Genomic DNA, 18,237 nt, shown 5'->3' with positions numbered 1-18,237 from the left:
ATGGACGTAAGCCAATATCTTGAGATTTTTATTGATGAATCAAATGAACATTTACAGACATTAAGTGATGAGCTTATGGTACTGGAGAAGGAACCTGAGAACAAAGACACTATTAATGAGATATTCCGTGCAGCACATTCCCTTAAGGGAATGGCAGGTACTATGGGATACAAGAGAATGCAGAATCTTACACACAATATGGAGAATGTATTCTCAGAGATACGTAATGACAAGATGAAGGTTAACAGCAAGCTTGTTGACGTATTGTTCCAGTGCCTTGATGCACTTGAGTCATATGTTGACAACATCCGTAATACGCAGGATGAAGGAACAGATGACAATGAACCTATTATCAAGGAACTGAATGATTTCCTTGCTAATGAAGGTCAAGAGAATGCACAGCCTAAAGAAGAAAAACCGCAGGAGGAAGCTAAGCCGGAAGGCGGAACAGATGAAACAATAACAGATGTATCACTTGCTGATTTTGAAAAGAATGCTGTTAATGAGGCTCTTAAGAAGGGAATGCATGTATGTAATATCCATGTATATGTTGACCCTAACTGTATCCTTAAGGCTGCAAGGGCATTCCTTGTATTTAAGAATCTTGAAGGACACGGAGATGTAATCAAATCAATGCCTTCAGTGCAGGACATAGAGGATGAGAAGTTTGACTTTGATTTCAGCATTGTGTTTGTTACAGAGGAAGAAGCTTCCAAGATACTCGATATCATAAAGAATGTATCGGAGATTAAGGATGCTGTGCTTACAGAGATTAAAGAACCTCTTAAGACAGAAGACGATAATGCGCCAGCTGAAGCATCAAAGGAAGAGCATAAGAATGAAGCGCCGGCACAGGATTCCGCAGAGAAGAAGCCTGCACCATCAGCGGCTAAGAAGCCTGCACAGGCTGCATCGGCAAAGCCGGGAGTTAAGCCTGTAGGACGTTCAGTGCGTGTTGATATTGAAAAGCTTGATGTACTTATGAACCTTGTCAGTGAGCTTATTATAGCAAAGAATGGTCTTGTTGCCAGCGCATCAGACGAAGAAGGCAATGCGGCTAACCAGGGCTTCCATGAGCAGATAGAGTATCTTGAGAGAGTAACAACTAACCTTCATGAATCAGTTATGAAGGTACGTATGATGCCTATTGAGAGCGTTGTAAGTAAGTTCCCGAGAATGATAAGAGATCTTTCCAAGAAGCTTAATAAGAAGATGGAGCTGTACATGACAGGTGAGGAGACCGAGCTTGACCGTACAGTTATTGATGAGATTGGAGATCCGCTCATGCATCTTCTCCGTAACTCAGCAGACCATGGACTTGAGAGCGCAGAGGTGCGTGCTGAGAGAGGCAAGCCGGAAGTTGGTTCTATTTTCCTGAATGCTTATCAGGATGGTAATAATGTAGTCATCGAAGTAGGTGATGACGGTAATGGTATTGATGTTGAGAAGGTTAAGGCAAAGGCTATAGAGAAGGGCAACATCACGGAAGAGCAGGCTGAGATGATGACCGAGAAGGAGATAATAGATCTTCTGTTCAGGCCAAGCTTCTCTACTTCAGATAAGATTACCGACGTATCAGGACGTGGAGTTGGTCTTGATGTTGTTAAGTCTAAGATTGAGGCACTTGGCGGTGCTGTTGAAGTAAAGACTACATACGGCGTAGGCAGTACATTTATTATTCATCTGCCGCTTACACTTGCAATTATTCAGGCACTCATGGTTAAGCTTGGCGATGAAAAGTATGCAATATCACTTGATTCTATTCAGACAATCGAAGATATTCCTGTAAGCGAGATTAAGTATGTTCATGCTAAGGAAGTAATTAACTTAAGAGGCAATGTAATTCCGCTTGTACGTCTCAGAGAGCTTCTTGATGTACCGGGTGAGCCGGAGGAATCAGAGAATATTACAGTAGTAATAGTAAGCAAGGGAGACAAGCAGGCAGGTCTTGTTGTTGACAGTCTTATCGGACAGCTTGAAATCGTTATTAAATCACTTGGCAAGTATATCAACATCAATAAGATGATCAGTGGTGCAACAATCCTTGGTGATGGTTCTGTAGCACTTATAATTGATGCTAATACACTTGTATAAGATTTTGAACATGATATTTTAACTGCAAATATGCATTGAATTGGAGGTTTAATAATGGGAGAGTTAAAGGTCATTGACAATAACAGGAATGAAGCAGACGAGACAGCTGTCCAGTACATAGTTGTCAAAGTCGGCAATGAGCAGTATGGAATAGACATACAGTATATTGATAATATCGTTAAGAGCCAGAGAATTACACGTGTGCCTAAGACACAGAAGTACTATAACGGTGTAATTAACCTGCGTGGTGAGATTATTCCTGTAATGAGCATAAGAGTAAGGCTTGGACTTGAGCCCGATGTATTCACGGATAAGACAAGAATAATCATAATAAAGCTTGAGAATGCCACAATAGGTATTATAGTTGATCAGGTTAATGAAGTAATTACACTTGAGTCTACAGATATAGAGAAGGGACCTCATGAGAAGAGTGAGGAAGCTAATGGTTATATCTGCGGCATAGGCAAGTATAAGGGTGAGCTTGTTTCGCTCCTTGATATAGTAGGCGTTATAGTGGAGAAGGAAGGCTGATATTAACCGGACTACAGAGACAGCTTGGGGGTGACTAGCTAGGTGAGCAAGATTAATCTTGATGAATTGAATGACATGCAATATGATGTTCTTAAAGAGATAGGCAATATAGGAGCAGGCAATGCAACTACAGCACTTGCACAGATGGTCAATATGAAGGTCGACATGTCGGTGCCTAAAGTAGAACTTGTTCCGTTCTCACAACTTGCAGATTTTATTGGTTCTGAGGAGGAGCAGGTCGTAGGCATGCTTCTTCAGATGAGCGGCGATGTTGATGGAATGATGATGTTTTTCTTCAATATGAGATCGGCACATAACCTTGTTGATATGCTTATGGGAAGACCTATAACGGATGACAATGACAGTGATGAATTCAGTGAGATGGATATGTCAGCGCTTAGCGAGATAGGTAATATTATCTCAGGTGCATATCTGGTTGCATTGTCAAAACTGACTAATCTTACTATAGAAACATCGGTGCCAAGCATGTCTATTGATATGGTGGGAGCACTGCTTAGTGTACCGGCTATCGAGTTTGGCAAACTTGGAGACAAGCTGTTATTTATCCAGTCACAGCTTGGCGAGAATGGCTGCATTAATGGATATTTCCTTATGATACCTGAACTCGAGTCCTACGATAAAATACTTGGTGCACTTGGCCTTTAGGCCGGGTGCATTGTGGTATCATAATAAGGTCTGATGAGGATGTGTAAAGATGGGAAATATGATTAAGGTTGGTATGGGTGACCTGAAAGCATGTAAGTGTCCGGATGCTCTGACTACACTTGGACTTGGTTCATGCATAGGCGTTGCACTGTATGATCCGGTGACAAAAGTCAGCGGACTTTTGCATTTTATGCTGCCGGACAGCACTCAGATAAGAAACAATTCTAACAGGGCAAAGTTTGCAGATACAGGCATTGAAGACCTGATTACACTTATGGTATCCATGGGTGCAAACAAAAACCGCCTTGTTGCCAAAATCGCAGGTGGAGCTAAGATGTTCGCTACGTCGGGAATGTCAGAGATATTGTGTGTTGGTGACCGCAATGCCGAGGCTGCGAAAAAAGAACTTGCAGCAAGAAATATAAGGATTCTTGCACAGGATACGGGACTTGACTATGGACGTACCGTTGAGTTCTATTCAGAGACAGGAGATTATAAGATTAAGGCTGTCGGTAAGGGAGTCAAAGTTATATGAAAATGAAATGGCGCAATCTCCCTGCAATAGTAACACTTCTTGCGGGGTTTATAACATGTGTTATAACGACATTATGCAGGTATCCGCTTAATAAGATGTTATGGGTGCTGATTGCCGTTATGACCGTATTTTTCACAATCGGACTTATAATCAGGGCAGTGATTATGCATTTTGTGGAAGGCAGAGATGCTGATGAAGCCGATGCTTCAGGGGATGAGGAAGATGAGACCGCAGCAGCTGACGAAGGTGTTCAGAATGCGGATGGCAGTGAAGAAGGACAGCAATCAGATAATTAATAGACAATGGGTGGTATTCAATGGATGAGGCAGCAAGAAACAAGCTGTGGAGCGAGTATAGCAGAACAAGAAGCACTGCTTTGCGTGATCAGCTTATAATTGAATATTCGCAGCTGGTTAAGCTTGTGGCAGGGCGTCTCGGAATGTATCTGGGGTATAGCGTGGAGTATGATGATCTCTGCGGTTATGGTATATTTGGACTGATAGACGCAATTGATAAATTTGACTGTAACAAGAATGTTAAGTTTGAGACTTATGCAAGCCTGAGAATCAGGGGAGCGATTCTTGATCAGATAAGAAAGATGGACTGGATTCCACGTTCATTAAGACAAAAACAGAAGAAAATAGATGCCGCTATGTCGAAGATAGAAGCACAGAAAGGCAGTGTGGCAACAGATGAGGAGCTTGCACAAGAGCTTGGAATAACACTTGATGAGTTTAATGACTGGCAGGGGAAGACTAAGGCAACAAACCTGATTTCACTGGATGAATATACGGAGACTCAGGGAACCGAAGCAAAGATGGATTCTGTTACAAATGCAAGGTTTGACCAGCCTGAGGATGTTGTTGAAAAAGAAGAACTCAAAAAAATGATAGTGGAAGCAATATCTCTGCTGACAGATAAAGAGAGAAGTGTTGTAACACTATATTATTATGAAGAGATGACACTCAAGGAAATAAGTCTTGTGCTTGATGTGTCTGAATCGAGAGTATCACAATTACATACAAAGGCTTTGCTTAAGATGAAGTCAAAGTTAGGACCATATCTTAATATATTGATCTGACCCACATGGGATGAAGTTAGAGGGAGGTGCTTATATGCATACGAATGGATATTTTCAACTTGCATCAACTAAGGATGGACTTATGATAACTGTATATCCTCCGCAGCCGGGTGGAAGGAAGGCAGAGGTAGAGGATCTTATTTCATATGCTGCGCAGAAAGGTATATCGGATTATATAGATGTACTCAAAGCAAAGATGGCATTTGACGGTGGCAAAGACAAAGTAAGGATGCTTATATACGATAAGTCACCGGTGCCTAATGGTGAATTCGGAAGCTATAATATATCAAGGGATAAGATGGAAGTTGAAGCGGTGTTCTATCCTCCGTTTGAGGGCGAACATGAGCTTACGGCTGAGGGTATTAAGGATGACCTCGCAGCATCAGGTGTCAAGATGGGAATACTTGATGATGAGATAAACAGGTTTATTGAGGAACGCGAATATTTTGTCCCGTATACAATTGCAAGAGGACAGCAGCCGGTTGATGGCCATGATGGCAGGATTGAGTATAAGTTCAATACGGTAACATCTGCAAAGCCTAAGATGAATGATGACGGTACGGTTGATTTTCATTCACTGGACAATGTTAATCATATTAATGCAGGGGATGTTGTTGCAGAACTTTTTCCGGAAGATTATGGTACTCCCGGATATGATGTTGTCGGACAGCCGGTATCGCCAAAGAAGGTCAAGAGAGCAGTATTCCAGTATGGACGTAACCTTAAGGTTTCAGAAGATAAGCGCTTTCTTATATCTGAGGTAAGCGGACATGTAACTCTTGAGAATGACAAAGTATTTGTATCGAATGAGCTTGAACTCGTTAATGTTGATAATTCAACTGGAGATATTAATTACAGCGGTAATGTAATAATAAAGGGTAATGTAATAACAGGATTCAGTGTCAATGCATCAGGAGATATTACAGTTAACGGACTTGTTGAAGGTGCTAATCTTACCGCAGGCGGTAATATAACCCTTATGAGAGGTGTACAGGGCGGCGGAAGAGCGATGCTTACCGCAGGCGGCGATATTGTATCAAAGTTTATTGAGAGCGCCAATATGGTTTCAGCAGGCGGCAAGATTGAGACAGATTCAATTCTTCACAGTAAGGTAATAGCCAAAGGACCTATTGTTGTTCAGGGACGTAACGGGCTTATTGTCGGAGGTGACGTTAAGTCAAGAGTGCTTATAGACTGCAAGACAATCGGCAATGATATGGGAACTGCAACGGTAGTTGGTGTCGGTGTGGATCCTACGGTGAAGAAGCGCATAGATGTGCTTAAGAATGAACTGGAGCAGCTTGGAAAGCAGAAGATACAGCTTGGACAGCTTGTGACGGCACTTCGCAAGAAGCAGGATATTGAAGGCGGACTTGATGCTGAGAAGCAGGCACTTCAGCAAAAGACAATGCGTAACATGCTTATGCTTGAGAAACAGTTAAGCGATGATAAAAAAGAGCTTGAAGAATGCCGCAATATGATAAGCGAGGATGCAAGTGCGAGAATCAAAGTATCAAGGACTGCTAATATTGGAACAAAGGTAATGTTTGGCGACCAGTATATTTTCCTTCGCGAGAAATATGACTTTTGTCAGTTCATTAAGAAGGATGGAGATATCAAGTCATCAGGAATGTAAGGAAGGTGGTCATATATGGCAGTACGTCCGGTTGATATTGTTTCTATGCAGCGAATGGCTGATGTATCGCAGATTAAGCAGAATGAGAATAACAAACCGATGAATGACCAGGTTAATTTTCAGAATCAGCTTGCAAAGGAAGTACAGCAGACATCAGAACAGGTTGTAAGAAAAGCTGATATAGAGAATCAGAACCAAAAATATGATGCCAAAGAAAAAGGCAAAAATGAGTATCAGCATGATGGTAAGGTCAAGGTGAAGAAAAAGGACGGGCATGAAAGTGTTATGCCGGATGATCCGGATTTTAAGGGGCTGTTCGATGTGTCAGTTTGATGACACCCGGGCAGCCGGTTTATTAGTGACCGGGAAGGAATTATATTGTGACAGCGTTTGAGGTAGTACTGCTTTTGTGTGGAATAATCTGTGTTGCAGTAAGCTTTATAATGGGTGACTCCAAGAAAAAAAACACAGACGATAAGGATTATGATGCAAATCTTACAGAAGAGCAGAAGGAAGATATAAGAAGACAGGTAACTGACATAATAGATGAAGAGATGCTGAATGCATCAGAGAAGACAGAAGTTTCACTCGATAAGATATCCAACACAAAGATTCTTGAGATGAATGAATATGCGGACAACATACTTGGAGAGATAAACCGTAATCATAATGAAGCTGTATTTCTCTATGATATGCTTAATGACAAAGCAAAAGAAGTCAAGTCTACAGTAAAAGATGTCAATGTAACGAAGAAGCAGGTTGAGAAGATTCAGGCAGAGGTCACATCTGCAGCTGCGAATCCCGAAGAGGATAATGCATACGCAGATAAGTCAGGAGATAAGTCGCAGCGCAGGTCTGAACATGAATTCAGAAGCATGACCCCGGAGATTGTCAGGGAGATAGGTATGCCTGTAACATCAGAATATGATGATTCACAGGAAAATGATTCATATGGAACCGGCGGTGCAGATATCAATGACGGCATGGATATGGTTTCGCCACAGGAACTTATGGCTGTGTCACAGATGTTAGGACAGGACATGCAGCAGAACATACAGCAGAACATACAGACTGTTTCGGCACAGGATAATGGGATGCATGATAACGGGACACATGGACTTAACAGAAATGATGAGATACTCAGCATGTATGAATCCGGAATGGACAGCCGGCAGATAGCAAAAGAGCTCAATCTCGGAATCGGAGAGGTAAGGCTTGTGATAGATTTATATAAAAGTACAAAGTAGAAAGCGGTAAAAAAGTGAATTTTAAATATTATTTACGGGGATTGGGTACAGGAATAGTTGTGACGTTGATAATAGTTACAATATCTAATTCTTTAAGAGGCAGCAAGACGGCTTCGGAAAATGCTGCACAACCTTCATCTGTCCAGCCTACATCAGCGATAGAAGCTATTCTTAATAACCAGAGGACAACACAGGCGTATGGAGATGCAGCATCGGCGGATGCAACATCGGCGGACGCAGCATCAGCGGATGTAACATCAGCGGATGTAATATCGGCAGACACATCATCAGCAGAGACAGTATCAGACAATGTACAGCAGGGACAGCAGGAACGCAATATTACAGTTTCTTTTGAGACGATACAATCATCCGAAGCTGCTGCACAGCTCCTTGAAAAAGCCGGTATTGTAGACAACTGGCGTAATTTTAATTCGTATCTTGTGAATAACGGATATGACAGAAAGGTCTCAGGCGGTACATTTTCTTTTAGTGGCAATGAATCATATAAGGAGATTGCCGGAATAATAACCAAATCAAGATAATACAGGCATTTTGTTATATACATTTAATGCAAAAAATGCTTGCATTAGATATGTCACTTATGTTACAATGGCAGACGGTGACAAAAAACACGCAGTCTGATTGACATACAGGTGCCGGTTACGCCCCGGTTGTATGGCAAGATGAGGGATGCGGAAGATAATTAACCAATGGAGGTAAACTATGAGCGTAATTTCAATGAAGCAGTTACTGGAGGCAGGTGTTCATTTTGGACATCAGACAAGAAGATGGAATCCTAAGATGCAGCAGTACATCTACACACATCGTAACGGAATCCACATCATCGACCTTCAGAAGTCAGTAGGAAAGGTTGACGAGGCTTACAAGGCAGTATCAGATATCGCTGCTGAGGGTGGCACAATCCTTTTCGTTGGTACTAAGAAGCAGGCACAGGATGCTATCGCTACAGAGGCACAGCGTTGCGGCATGTTCTATGTTAACGAGAGATGGCTTGGTGGTATGCTTACAAACTTCACAACAATCCAGAAGAGAATTGCTAAGCTTCACGAGATTGAGACAATGAAGGAAGATGGAACATTCGACGTTCTTCCTAAGAAGGAAGTTGCTCTTCTTGAGAAGGAACTTGAGAAGCTTCAGAAGAATCTTGGCGGTATCAAGGAGATGAAGAAGCTCCCGGATGCTATCTTTGTTGTTGATCCTAAGAAGGAAAGAATTTGTATTCAGGAAGCACATGCACTTGGTATTCCGCTTATCGGTATCGTTGATACAAACTGTGATCCGGATGAGCTTGATTATGTAATCCCAGGTAATGATGATGCAATCAGAGCTGTAAAGCTTATCGTATCTAAGATGGCTGATGCAGTTATTGAGGCTAATCAGGGCGCTGAGGAAGCTCCGGTTGCAGAAGATGCGGCAGAAGAGACAACAGAGGCTTAATTAACAGAATAGGCTGATTTATGATTAGAAAGGTGCTTCAGCCTGAGAATTCAGGTTGGGGCACTATTTGTTATAACGCAATTATTTAATATTACGGAGGTAATCAGAGCAATGGCAGCAATTACAGCAGCAATGGTTAAGGAACTTAGAGAGTCTACAGGCGCAGGAATGATGGAGTGTAAGAAGGCTCTTACAGAGGCAGATGGAGATATGGAAGCAGCTGTTGATGTTCTTAGAAAGAGCGGAGCAGCAAAGGTAGAGAAGAAGGCCGGAAGAATCGCAGCAGAAGGTCTTACAAGAGTTGCATCAGAAGGTAACACAGCAGTTGTAGCAGAGGTTAACTCTGAGACAGACTTTGTTGCTAAGAATGCTATCTTCCAGGAATTTGTTCAGTTCGTTGCAGATACAGCACTTAAGTCATCAGTAGAGAAGGCAGGAGACGGCGAGGATGTATGTGATATTCTTGGTCTTAAGTCAGAGCTTGAGGAGAAGACTCTTACAATCGGCGAGAAGCTTTCTATCAGAAGATTTGCTAAGATTTCAGGTGACTGCGTAGCTTCATATACACATGGCGGCGGAAGAATCGGCGTTATTGTTGCAGCTGACGGTGCTTCAGGAGATGCGGTTCAGGAAGCACTTACTAATGTAGCAATGCAGATTGCAGCTATGAATCCACAGTACATCAGCAGAGATGACATGTCAGATGCTGAGCTTGCTAAGTTAAGAGAGATTATTCAGGAGAGCGCACTTAATGATCCTGCAACTCTTCCAAAGCCAATTCTTAACAAGTTAATCGAGAAGGCTGTTACAGATAAGGTTTGGAGCGATGAGGATATCGCTATTTACAACGAGAAGAAGAGCAATATGCAGTACCTGTTCAACTTCCTCTCAAAGGAAGCTGCAGAACAGTTAGCTCAGCTTGCATTAGCTGACAGAGATGCAATCACATCAGATAAGATTTTCCACGGCTTAGTAGAAGGACGTGTTTCTAAGCAGCTTAAGGAAATCTGTCTTCTTGACCAGGTATATGTTAAGGCTGAGGATGGCAAGCAGACAGTAGCAGCTTATCTTGCACAGGTTGCTAAGAAAGTTGGTGCTGACTTCAAGCTCAAGGGCTTCGTTCGTTTTGAGACAGGCGAAGGTATTGAGAAGAAGGTTGATGACTTCGCAGCAGAAGTTGCAGCACAGGCAGGTCTGTAAGATTTATCAGTTAATATATCAGACGGAATAATATCGAATGAATGAAAAGCTTTGGATCATTTCATTATATGGAGTGGTTCAGAGCTTTTTATATTATTGTCCGGAATAATATTGTCCATGATTTTTGATTCAAATTTTGACAAATTTATCTTCTATAATCGGGCTGTTTGTGATATACTTATCAAGGTATACTTTACGAAGAGGATGAGCTTATAATGGATAACAGAGTTGGTTATGTAGTATATCATAGAAAATACAGCAGGCTCCAGAAGTTCATCATGGCAATAGCAGTGGTATTTATTATTCTGCCATCGGTCCTGTGTGTTATCCTGTTTGACAGAATGAATAAGATGCAGAGCCGGATTGATGAGCTGGCTGCAGCGGGAAGACAGGGCAGCGTAGCAGGTCAGGCTGAGGCTGAGGCTCAGGACGATGATGATGGAATGGATGGTGCATTGTATAATGAGAGCGATGATACACAGGCGCTTAAGGATGCATCAGATATAAAGTACAGCAGACCATCGGATATTGTCAGGGATGAAGACAGATACCATGGCGCAAGAGTGTATCTGACGTTTGATGACGGACCGTCAGATAATACGGATGCAATTCTTGATAAGCTGGGAGAATATGGAGTAAAGGCAACATTTTTCGTTGTAATGAAAGAAGACGAGAAGTCAGTTGAACGTTATAAAAGAATTGTTAACGAAGGGCATACACTTGCGATGCATTCAGCTTCACATGTATATTCACAGATTTACAGCTCGTATGATGCATACACGGAGGATGTTAATCAACTGAGAAGTTACCTGAAGAGTGTGACGGGGGTTACGCCTGTATATTACAGATTCCCGGGTGGCTCAAGTAATACGGTAAGCAGTGTCCCTATGAGCGAGTGTATAGAATATCTCGATTCTCAGGGAATAATATATTATGACTGGAATGTCGCATCAGGAGATACGGATAGAGCATATGTCAGTTCATCGACAATTGCAGATAACGTAATAAGAGGTGTAGAAGGCAAGCAGTCATCAGTTGTGCTTATGCATGATACCAATAAGAAGACTACAACTGTTGATGCGCTTGATTCAATCCTTAAGTATATGAGCGATACCGGTAAGAATGTACTGCCAATAACAGAGGGGACAACCCCTGTTCATCACAGAATAAGTGATGCAAAATAACTTTCAATGGAGAGAAAGAGAACATGAAAGATTTAAAAAGAGTAATCCTTAAACTTAGCGGAGAGGCGCTTACAGGCAATCAGAAGTCCGGATATGATGATGCAATGATTGAAGATATTGCAAGACAGGTAAAGGAGATAACTGATAAGGGAATTCAGGTTGGAATCGTCATCGGTGGAGGTAATTACTGGAGAGGACGTTCTAATGACTCAATTGACAGAACGAAAGCAGACCAGATTGGAATGCTTGCAACAATTATGAACTGCATATATGTATCTGAGATATTCAGATCTACAGGAATTATGACTAATGTGCTCACACCTTTTGAGTGCGGGGGTATCACAAAGCTTTTTTCAAAGGACAGAGCTAATAAGTATTTTTCAAAAGGAATGGTAGTATTCTTTGCCGGTGGAACGGGACACCCTTATTTCTCAACAGATACAGGTGTTGCGCTCAGAGCGATAGAGATGGATGCAGATGCAATCCTTCTTGCTAAGGCTATTGATGGCGTCTATGACAGTGATCCTAAGACCAATCCGGCAGCTAAGAAGTATGACAGCATATCAATACAGGAAGTTGTTGATAAGAAGCTTGGTGTAATAGATATGACAGCTTCGGTAATGTGCATGGAGAACAGGATTCCGCTTATGGTATTCGGACTTAACGAGAAGAACAGCATTGTTGACGCAATGAGCGGCAAGTTCAACGGAACTATGGTTACAGTGTAGAATTAAAGTGGTACCGGAAGTAATTTACAATTATAATAATAAAAAGACAGGAGAATTAAGATGAGCGATATAGCAATATATGAAGATAAGATGAAGAAGTCAGTTGAGGCATTACTTGAGGATTATAAGACAATCCGTGCGGGAAGAGCCAACCCGCATATCCTTGATAAGATTCGTGTGGATTATTATAATACACCGACTCCGCTTCAGCAGGTAGCCAATATATCAGTACCTGAGGCAAGAATTATACAGATTCAGCCATGGGATGCAAGCCTTATTAAGGAGATTGAGAAGGCTATAATTGTATCTGATCTTGGACTTACACCTAATAATGATGGTAAGGTAATCAGACTTGTATTTCCTGAACTTACAGAGGACAGACGTAAGGAACTTTCCAAGGATGTTAAGAAGAAGGGCGAGAATGCCAAAGTAGCAATCCGCAATGTAAGAAGAGACGCTAACGATGTATTTAAGAAGCAGAATAAGGCCAATGAGATTTCAGAGGATGAGTTAAAGGACGCAGAGGACAGCATTCAGAAGATTACAGATAAGTATATAACTGAGGTTGATAAGTGCGTGGATGATAAGATAAAGGAAGTTATGACAGTATAAGCAATACTGTCATGAGATATGATGATACGAGGCCCGCCCGGACCTCGTATCGTTACATATTGCGTTACATATTGGTATGGAGGAGAACATTTGGATACATTTAACGAGAAGCTCGGACTGCGTGTGCCAGAACATGTGGCAGTAATACTTGATGGCAACGGAAGATGGGCTAAAAAGAGACTTATGCCGCGCACATATGGACATTATCAGGGAAGCAAGGTTGTTGAGGACATGCTTCATGTGGTTGATGATATGGGCGTAAAGTATTTTACTGTATATGCATTCTCGACAGAGAACTGGAACCGTTCTAAGGATGAAGTGGATACATTGATGAAGATATTAAGGACATATCTTGTGGACTGTGTTGCCAAGTCAATGAAGAATAATGTACGATGCAGGGTAATAGGAAGACCTGACGGATTGAGTCAGGATATTCTTGACAGTATCCATAACCTTGAAGAGAAGACAAAGAATAATACAGGACTTAATTTTACAATTGCAATTAATTATGGCGGAAGAGATGAGATAAGAAGGGCAGTTAAGTCAATTGCTGACGAGGTAGCCGCAGGAAAAGTTAAGCCGGATGACATTACCGAGCAGATGATTGCACAGCACCTTGATACACGGGAGCTTCCCGATCCTGATCTGCTTATAAGGACAAGTGGGGAAGAAAGACTGTCTAATTTCCTTCCATGGCAGCTTGCGTATACAGAGTTTTACTTTACATCGGTATTATGGCCTGATTTTAATGAAAAAGAAATGATAAAGGCTATTGAAAAATATAATAAGCGTGAGAGAAGATTTGGCGGTGTAAAGGAGGAGCAGGCATAAGTGTATAACTGCATTATGTCTGCATATATAATATGTTAGTTAGAATTTTGAGTGGGATAGTACTTCTGCTGATTACAGGCTCTTCGCTTATAATCGGAGGATGGTATCTGTATGGAATATGTATATTCATCTCACTTGTGGGAATGATGGAATATTATCGTGTACTCGGTATCAATAAAAAGCTTCCGGGGATTATAGGCTATGTAGGAGCAACGGCTTATTATGTATCTTTGCTCATGACGGACGAATGCTTTGGAATACTTGTACTTACTGCAACGGCAATAGCAATGATGATTGCATATGTTGCAACATTTCCAAAGTACACAATTGAAGATATTGCAAAGGGATATTTTGGCGTTATATATGTTGCGGTTATGATTTCATATATATATCTTACACGTCAGCTCCCTGACGGAGAGTATCTTGCATGGCTTATATTCATATGCTCATGGGGCAGTGATTCATTTGCTTACCTTGCCGGAGTTGCATTCGGAAAGCATAAGATGACACCGAAGCTGTCACCTAAGAAGTCCTATGAGGGAGCGGTTGGCGGTATCGCAGGAGCTGCAGTGCTCGGGGCATTATTCGGAGTACTTGTTAAATATCTTACGGGAGCCGATTACATGGCAGCGTTCACGGCTGCATCGGCAATAGGCGCTACAATCTCGATATTCGGAGACCTTGCGGCATCAGCAATAAAGCGCAATAAAGATATTAAGGATTACGGCAGGCTTATACCGGGACACGGCGGAATACTTGACAGATATGACAGTGTGATATTTACCGCACCTATAGTATACTGGGTGCTGTATTTTATAGTCAGATGACGGATTGGAGACAGAAGTGAAAAAGATTTCGGTACTTGGATCTACAGGGTCAATAGGAACACAGACACTTGACGTTGTCCGCAGGAATAACGACATTGAGATAGTTGCATTGGCTGCCGGCAGAAGAATAAAGGAACTGGAAGCCCAGATAAGGGAGTTTGGACCGAAGCTTGTAAGCGTGGCAGATGAGCAGCTTGCAAAGGAGCTTGCAGTAAGCATTGCAGACCTTGATGTTAAGATAGTATACGGCATGGAGGGACTTACTGAAGCGGCAGTATATCCCGAAGCACAGACAGTAGTAACGGCAGTGGTCGGAATGATGGGAATTGTTCCTACAATAGCAGCAATAAAGGCAGGCAAAGATATTGCACTTGCCAACAAAGAGACACTCGTTACGGCAGGTCATATAATAATGCCGCTTGCAAAGGAATATAATATAAATATATACCCTGTTGACAGCGAGCATTCAGCAATATTCCAGTCACTTAACGGAGAATACCATGCAGAGATTGATAAGATACTATTGACTGCATCAGGCGGACCTTTCCGCAACTATACTAAGGAACAGCTGAAGAATGTGAAAGTTGAGGATGCATTGAAACATCCCAACTGGGCTATGGGGCGTAAGATAACGATAGATTCATCAACAATGGTGAACAAAGGACTTGAAGTTATGGAAGCGCAGTGGCTGTTCAATGTACCGGCTGACCGTGTTCAGGTGATTATCCAGCCACAGAGTGTAATTCATTCAATGGTCCAGTTTGTCGATGGCGGTATTATGGCTCAGCTGGGAAGTCCTGATATGAGACTTCCAATACAGTATGCACTTTATTATCCGCACAGAAAGCCGCTTGATACTAAGAGGCTGGACTTTTATGAGCTTGGACAGATTACATTCCAGAAGCCGGATTTTGATAAGTTCAGAGGGCTTGCACTTGCATATGAAGCTGCAAGAAAGGGCGGCAATATCCCTACAGCGCTTAATGCAGCTAACGAGATGGCAGTTGCAATGTTCCTTGACCGCAGGATAAGCTATCTTCAGATACCTGAGATTATTGAATATGTCATGAATGAGACACATTATACAGATAATCCGGATGTTGACAGGATACTTGAGACAGAACAGACAGCATATGAACTTATCAGAAGCAGGTATTAACAATAAAGGCAGGTATGGCACTTGAATATAGTATTAGCAATAATCGTACTGAGCGTAATAATAATTGTTCATGAACTTGGACATTTTATTCTGGCAAAGGCTAACGGAGTAATGGTAATGGAATTCTGTATAGGATTCGGACCGAAGCTTGTAAGTTTTAAAAAAGGCGAGACAGTATACAGTATAAAGCTGCTTCCGTTTGGTGGAGCATGTATAATGCTGGGAGAAGATTTCCTTGATACTGAAGATGAAGCAGAAGAAGGAGAAAGCGAAGAGACTTCTGACAATAGTGCAGAAAAATCAGTAAAAGAAAAATACGACATGAGCAGGTCATTCCCGGCACAGTCAGTATGGGCAAGAATGTCAATTCTGGCGGCAGGACCAGTGTTTAACTTTATACTTGCATTTGTCCTTTCGGTTATTATTATCGGATTCGCAGGGTATGATCCATGTGAAGTCTCTGCTGTTGCCGACAATTCCCCTGCAAGCAGCGCAGGGCTTGAAGCCGGAGACCTTATAACTAAGATTAACGGGCACAGAGTTACATTTTCAAGGGATTTATCTCTTGAGACGCTCATGCATCCTGACAGGACACTGAATATAACTTATGAGCGTGAAGGACAGAAGTACACGGCAAAAGTAGTTCCGGAGTATCAGAAAAAAGTATCTTATATGACAGGAATCACAATCCTTTCTGATTGCAGCATACAGACAGTAGAGAATGATTCTCCTGCCAAAAAAGGCGGAATAAAAGCCGGCGATAAGATAAAGAGCATTCAGGGAACAGAGGTTGAGAATACGCAGCAGATTGTAGACATAATTGCAGCGTGTGACGGCAGCGAACAGACAATAGTTGTTGAGCGTGACGGCAAAGAGCTCACTCTTAATGTAACTCCGCAGATGAAGGAACGCGAGAGCTATTATACCGGACTTTATTCATATGGAGCAAGACAGAAGGCGGGAGCACTGTCAACTGTCGGATATGCTTTTAAGGATGTCGGATACTGGATAAGAACAGTATTCGGAAGTCTTGGAATGATGTTCAGGGGACAGGTGTCACTTGATGATGTGTCAGGTCCTGTCGGCGTTGTGAGCGTAATCGGGGATGTTGTTGAAGAGAGCAAGTCAGACGGAGCGTTCTATGTGCTGCTTAATCTGTTCAACATGACGGTTATGATTAGTGCCAACTTAGGTGTGATGAATCTTCTTCCGCTTCCGGCACTTGACGGAGGAAGGCTTCTGTTTGTCATACTTGAGATATTAAGAGGTAAGCCGGTAGCCAAGGAAAAAGAAGGCATCGTTCATTTTGCGGGAATGATACTTCTCATGATACTTATGGTTGTGGTAATGTTTAACGATATTAAAAATCTCTTTTGATGTGAGGTTAAGATATGTACAGAGATAATACAAAGACAGTCAGAATAGGCAATGCAGTTATAGGCGGAGGCAATCCGATACTGATACAGTCGATGACCAATACACCGACAGAGGATGTAAGGGCGACGGTTGCCCAGATTCTTGAGCTCGAAAAGGCAGGATGTGACATCATAAGATGCACTGTACCCAACAGACAGGCAGCGGATGCAATTGCAGAGATAAAGAAGCAGATTCACATTCCGCTTGTTGCCGATATACATTTTGATTACAGGATGGCAATTGCAGCTATTGAGAACGGTGCTGATAAGATAAGAATTAATCCGGGCAATATAGGAGATAACAGCAAGATCAAGGCAGTCGTAGATACTGCAAAGGATCACAATATTCCAATAAGAGTCGGAGTTAACAGCGGCTCACTCGAAAAGGACCTTGTTGTAAAATACGGCGGCGTAACTGCCGAAGGACTTGTCGAGAGCGCACTTGACAAGGTTAAGATTATAGAAGATCTTGGATATGATAATCTTGTAATAAGCATAAAGTCATCCGATGTTCCTATGTGCATTAAAGCACATGAACTTATAGCAAGTAAGACGGATCATCCGCTTCATGTCGGAATTACTGAGGCAGGCACTGTATACAGGGGCAGCATAAAGTCAGCAGTCGGACTTGGAGTTATTCTGTATCATGGAATCGGTGACACAATCAGAGTCTCACTTACTGGCAATCCTGTTGAGGAGATTAAGGCTGCCAGGTACATCCTTCAAACACTTGGAATAAGACAGAGTGGAATTGAGGTGGTCTCATGTCCTACATGCGGGCGTACCAAGATAGACCTTATCGGGCTTGCTAATCAGGTAGAGACACTTGCGGCATCATACAGCAATCTGAAGATAAAGATAGCTGTAATGGGCTGTGTAGTCAACGGCCCGGGAGAAGCTAAGGAAGCTGATATCGGAATAGCCGGGGGAGATGGCTGCGGCGTACTCATAAAACACGGAGAGATTGTAAAGAAGGTAGAGGAGGACAGACTCCTTGAAGTGCTCAAAGAAGAGCTTGATAACTGGGAATAAG

Annotated in this window: 20 protein-coding genes; all 20 read left to right on the top strand. The window is 42.2% G+C overall.

Annotated elements, in window-relative coordinates; translation table 11 throughout:
* The 20 genes from NQ488_08335 to ispG all read left to right on the top strand — a co-directional run bounded on the left by NQ488_08335 (position 1) and on the right by ispG (position 18,236).
* Entirely contained in the window at positions 1–2,094 is a 2,094-nt protein-coding gene (locus NQ488_08335) for a chemotaxis protein CheA (protein UWN94597.1), read from the top strand.
* A 54-nt stretch (positions 2,095–2,148) separates the two neighbouring features.
* Positions 2,149–2,625, top strand: a complete 477-nt coding sequence (locus NQ488_08330; protein UWN94596.1) for a chemotaxis protein CheW — start codon at positions 2,149–2,151, stop codon at positions 2,623–2,625.
* Positions 2,626–2,667: 42 nt separating this feature from the next.
* Positions 2,668–3,291, top strand: coding sequence for a chemotaxis protein CheC (locus tag NQ488_08325; GenBank protein UWN94595.1), 624 nt, complete (start codon positions 2,668–2,670; stop codon positions 3,289–3,291).
* Between the two features lie 49 nt (positions 3,292–3,340).
* On the top strand, positions 3,341–3,826 hold the full coding sequence (locus NQ488_08320) for a chemotaxis protein CheD (protein ID UWN94594.1): 486 nt from the start codon (positions 3,341–3,343) through the stop codon (positions 3,824–3,826).
* Positions 3,823–4,122, top strand: coding sequence for a hypothetical protein (locus NQ488_08315; GenBank protein UWN94593.1), 300 nt, complete (start codon positions 3,823–3,825; stop codon positions 4,120–4,122). Before NQ488_08320 ends, NQ488_08315 begins: the two co-directional genes overlap by 4 nt.
* A 20-nt stretch (positions 4,123–4,142) precedes the next feature.
* Complete coding sequence (locus tag NQ488_08310; protein UWN94592.1) at positions 4,143–4,907, top strand: FliA/WhiG family RNA polymerase sigma factor; 765 nt, start codon at positions 4,143–4,145, stop codon at positions 4,905–4,907.
* A gap of 34 nt (positions 4,908–4,941) precedes the next feature.
* On the top strand, positions 4,942–6,543 hold the full coding sequence (locus NQ488_08305) for a FapA family protein (GenBank protein ID UWN94591.1): 1,602 nt from the start codon (positions 4,942–4,944) through the stop codon (positions 6,541–6,543).
* 15 nt (positions 6,544–6,558) lie between these two features.
* Positions 6,559–6,876 (top strand): hypothetical protein, encoded by a 318-nt coding sequence (locus tag NQ488_08300; protein ID UWN94590.1) that lies wholly within the window; start codon positions 6,559–6,561, stop codon positions 6,874–6,876.
* Between the two features lie 47 nt (positions 6,877–6,923).
* Entirely contained in the window at positions 6,924–7,790 is an 867-nt protein-coding gene (locus NQ488_08295) for a DUF6115 domain-containing protein (GenBank protein UWN94589.1), read from the top strand.
* A 59-nt stretch (positions 7,791–7,849) separates the two neighbouring features.
* The gene (locus tag NQ488_08290; GenBank protein UWN94588.1) at positions 7,850–8,332 is read left to right on the top strand and encodes a hypothetical protein; all 483 of its coding nucleotides are present in this window, start codon (positions 7,850–7,852) and stop codon (positions 8,330–8,332) included.
* Positions 8,333–8,513: 181 nt separating this feature from the next.
* Positions 8,514–9,248, top strand: coding sequence for a 30S ribosomal protein S2 (rpsB, locus tag NQ488_08285; GenBank protein ID UWN94587.1), 735 nt, complete (start codon positions 8,514–8,516; stop codon positions 9,246–9,248).
* Positions 9,249–9,359: 111 nt separating this feature from the next.
* Positions 9,360–10,448, top strand: a complete 1,089-nt coding sequence (gene tsf / locus NQ488_08280; GenBank protein ID UWN94586.1) for a translation elongation factor Ts — start codon at positions 9,360–9,362, stop codon at positions 10,446–10,448.
* A gap of 215 nt (positions 10,449–10,663) precedes the next feature.
* On the top strand, positions 10,664–11,632 hold the full coding sequence (locus NQ488_08275; protein UWN94585.1) for a polysaccharide deacetylase: 969 nt from the start codon (positions 10,664–10,666) through the stop codon (positions 11,630–11,632).
* 23 nt (positions 11,633–11,655) lie between these two features.
* Positions 11,656–12,360: a UMP kinase gene (gene pyrH / locus NQ488_08270; protein UWN94584.1), complete on the top strand. Its 705-nt coding sequence runs from the start codon at positions 11,656–11,658 to the stop codon at positions 12,358–12,360.
* Between the two features lie 60 nt (positions 12,361–12,420).
* Positions 12,421–12,972, top strand: coding sequence for a ribosome recycling factor (gene frr, locus NQ488_08265; GenBank protein UWN94583.1), 552 nt, complete (start codon positions 12,421–12,423; stop codon positions 12,970–12,972).
* A gap of 90 nt (positions 12,973–13,062) precedes the next feature.
* On the top strand, positions 13,063–13,803 hold the full coding sequence (locus NQ488_08260) for an isoprenyl transferase (GenBank protein ID UWN94582.1): 741 nt from the start codon (positions 13,063–13,065) through the stop codon (positions 13,801–13,803).
* 32 nt (positions 13,804–13,835) lie between these two features.
* Positions 13,836–14,630, top strand: coding sequence for a phosphatidate cytidylyltransferase (locus tag NQ488_08255; protein UWN94581.1), 795 nt, complete (start codon positions 13,836–13,838; stop codon positions 14,628–14,630).
* A gap of 16 nt (positions 14,631–14,646) precedes the next feature.
* Positions 14,647–15,789 carry a 1-deoxy-D-xylulose-5-phosphate reductoisomerase gene (locus NQ488_08250; protein UWN94580.1) on the top strand — a complete coding sequence of 381 codons (1,143 nt, stop codon included), beginning with the start codon at positions 14,647–14,649 and terminating at the stop codon, positions 15,787–15,789.
* A gap of 21 nt (positions 15,790–15,810) precedes the next feature.
* Positions 15,811–17,166, top strand: coding sequence for an RIP metalloprotease RseP (gene rseP, locus NQ488_08245; GenBank protein UWN94579.1), 1,356 nt, complete (start codon positions 15,811–15,813; stop codon positions 17,164–17,166).
* 14 nt (positions 17,167–17,180) lie between these two features.
* Positions 17,181–18,236, top strand: coding sequence for a flavodoxin-dependent (E)-4-hydroxy-3-methylbut-2-enyl-diphosphate synthase (gene ispG / locus NQ488_08240; protein UWN94578.1), 1,056 nt, complete (start codon positions 17,181–17,183; stop codon positions 18,234–18,236).
* The last annotated feature ends 1 nt before the right edge of the window (position 18,237 follow it).

It is taken from the genome of [Bacteroides] pectinophilus, assembly GCA_025146925.1.
Taxonomy (GTDB): domain Bacteria; phylum Bacillota; class Clostridia; order Lachnospirales; family Lachnospiraceae; genus Bacteroides_F; species Bacteroides_F pectinophilus.
The sequence above is the reverse complement of the archived record's forward strand: the minus strand, read 5'-3'. Positions and strand labels throughout refer to the sequence as shown.

Excerpts from the sequence above, each read along its gene's own strand:
- NQ488_08335 (UWN94597.1), top strand. The coding sequence starts at position 1 with ATGGACGTAAGCCAATATCTTGAGATTTTTATTGATGAATCAAATGAA.
- NQ488_08330 (UWN94596.1), top strand. The coding sequence starts at position 2,149 with ATGGGAGAGTTAAAGGTCATTGACAATAACAGGAATGAAGCAGACGAG.
- NQ488_08320 (UWN94594.1), top strand. The coding sequence starts at position 3,341 with ATGGGAAATATGATTAAGGTTGGTATGGGTGACCTGAAAGCATGTAAG.
- NQ488_08315 (UWN94593.1), top strand. The coding sequence starts at position 3,823 with ATGAAAATGAAATGGCGCAATCTCCCTGCAATAGTAACACTTCTTGCG.
- NQ488_08310 (UWN94592.1), top strand. The coding sequence starts at position 4,143 with ATGGATGAGGCAGCAAGAAACAAGCTGTGGAGCGAGTATAGCAGAACA.
- NQ488_08305 (UWN94591.1), top strand. The coding sequence starts at position 4,942 with ATGCATACGAATGGATATTTTCAACTTGCATCAACTAAGGATGGACTT.
- NQ488_08300 (UWN94590.1), top strand. The coding sequence starts at position 6,559 with ATGGCAGTACGTCCGGTTGATATTGTTTCTATGCAGCGAATGGCTGAT.
- rpsB (UWN94587.1), top strand. The coding sequence starts at position 8,514 with ATGAGCGTAATTTCAATGAAGCAGTTACTGGAGGCAGGTGTTCATTTT.
- tsf (UWN94586.1), top strand. The coding sequence starts at position 9,360 with ATGGCAGCAATTACAGCAGCAATGGTTAAGGAACTTAGAGAGTCTACA.
- NQ488_08275 (UWN94585.1), top strand. The coding sequence starts at position 10,664 with ATGGATAACAGAGTTGGTTATGTAGTATATCATAGAAAATACAGCAGG.
- pyrH (UWN94584.1), top strand. The coding sequence starts at position 11,656 with ATGAAAGATTTAAAAAGAGTAATCCTTAAACTTAGCGGAGAGGCGCTT.
- frr (UWN94583.1), top strand. The coding sequence starts at position 12,421 with ATGAGCGATATAGCAATATATGAAGATAAGATGAAGAAGTCAGTTGAG.
- NQ488_08255 (UWN94581.1), top strand. The coding sequence starts at position 13,836 with ATGTTAGTTAGAATTTTGAGTGGGATAGTACTTCTGCTGATTACAGGC.
- ispG (UWN94578.1), top strand. The coding sequence starts at position 17,181 with ATGTACAGAGATAATACAAAGACAGTCAGAATAGGCAATGCAGTTATA.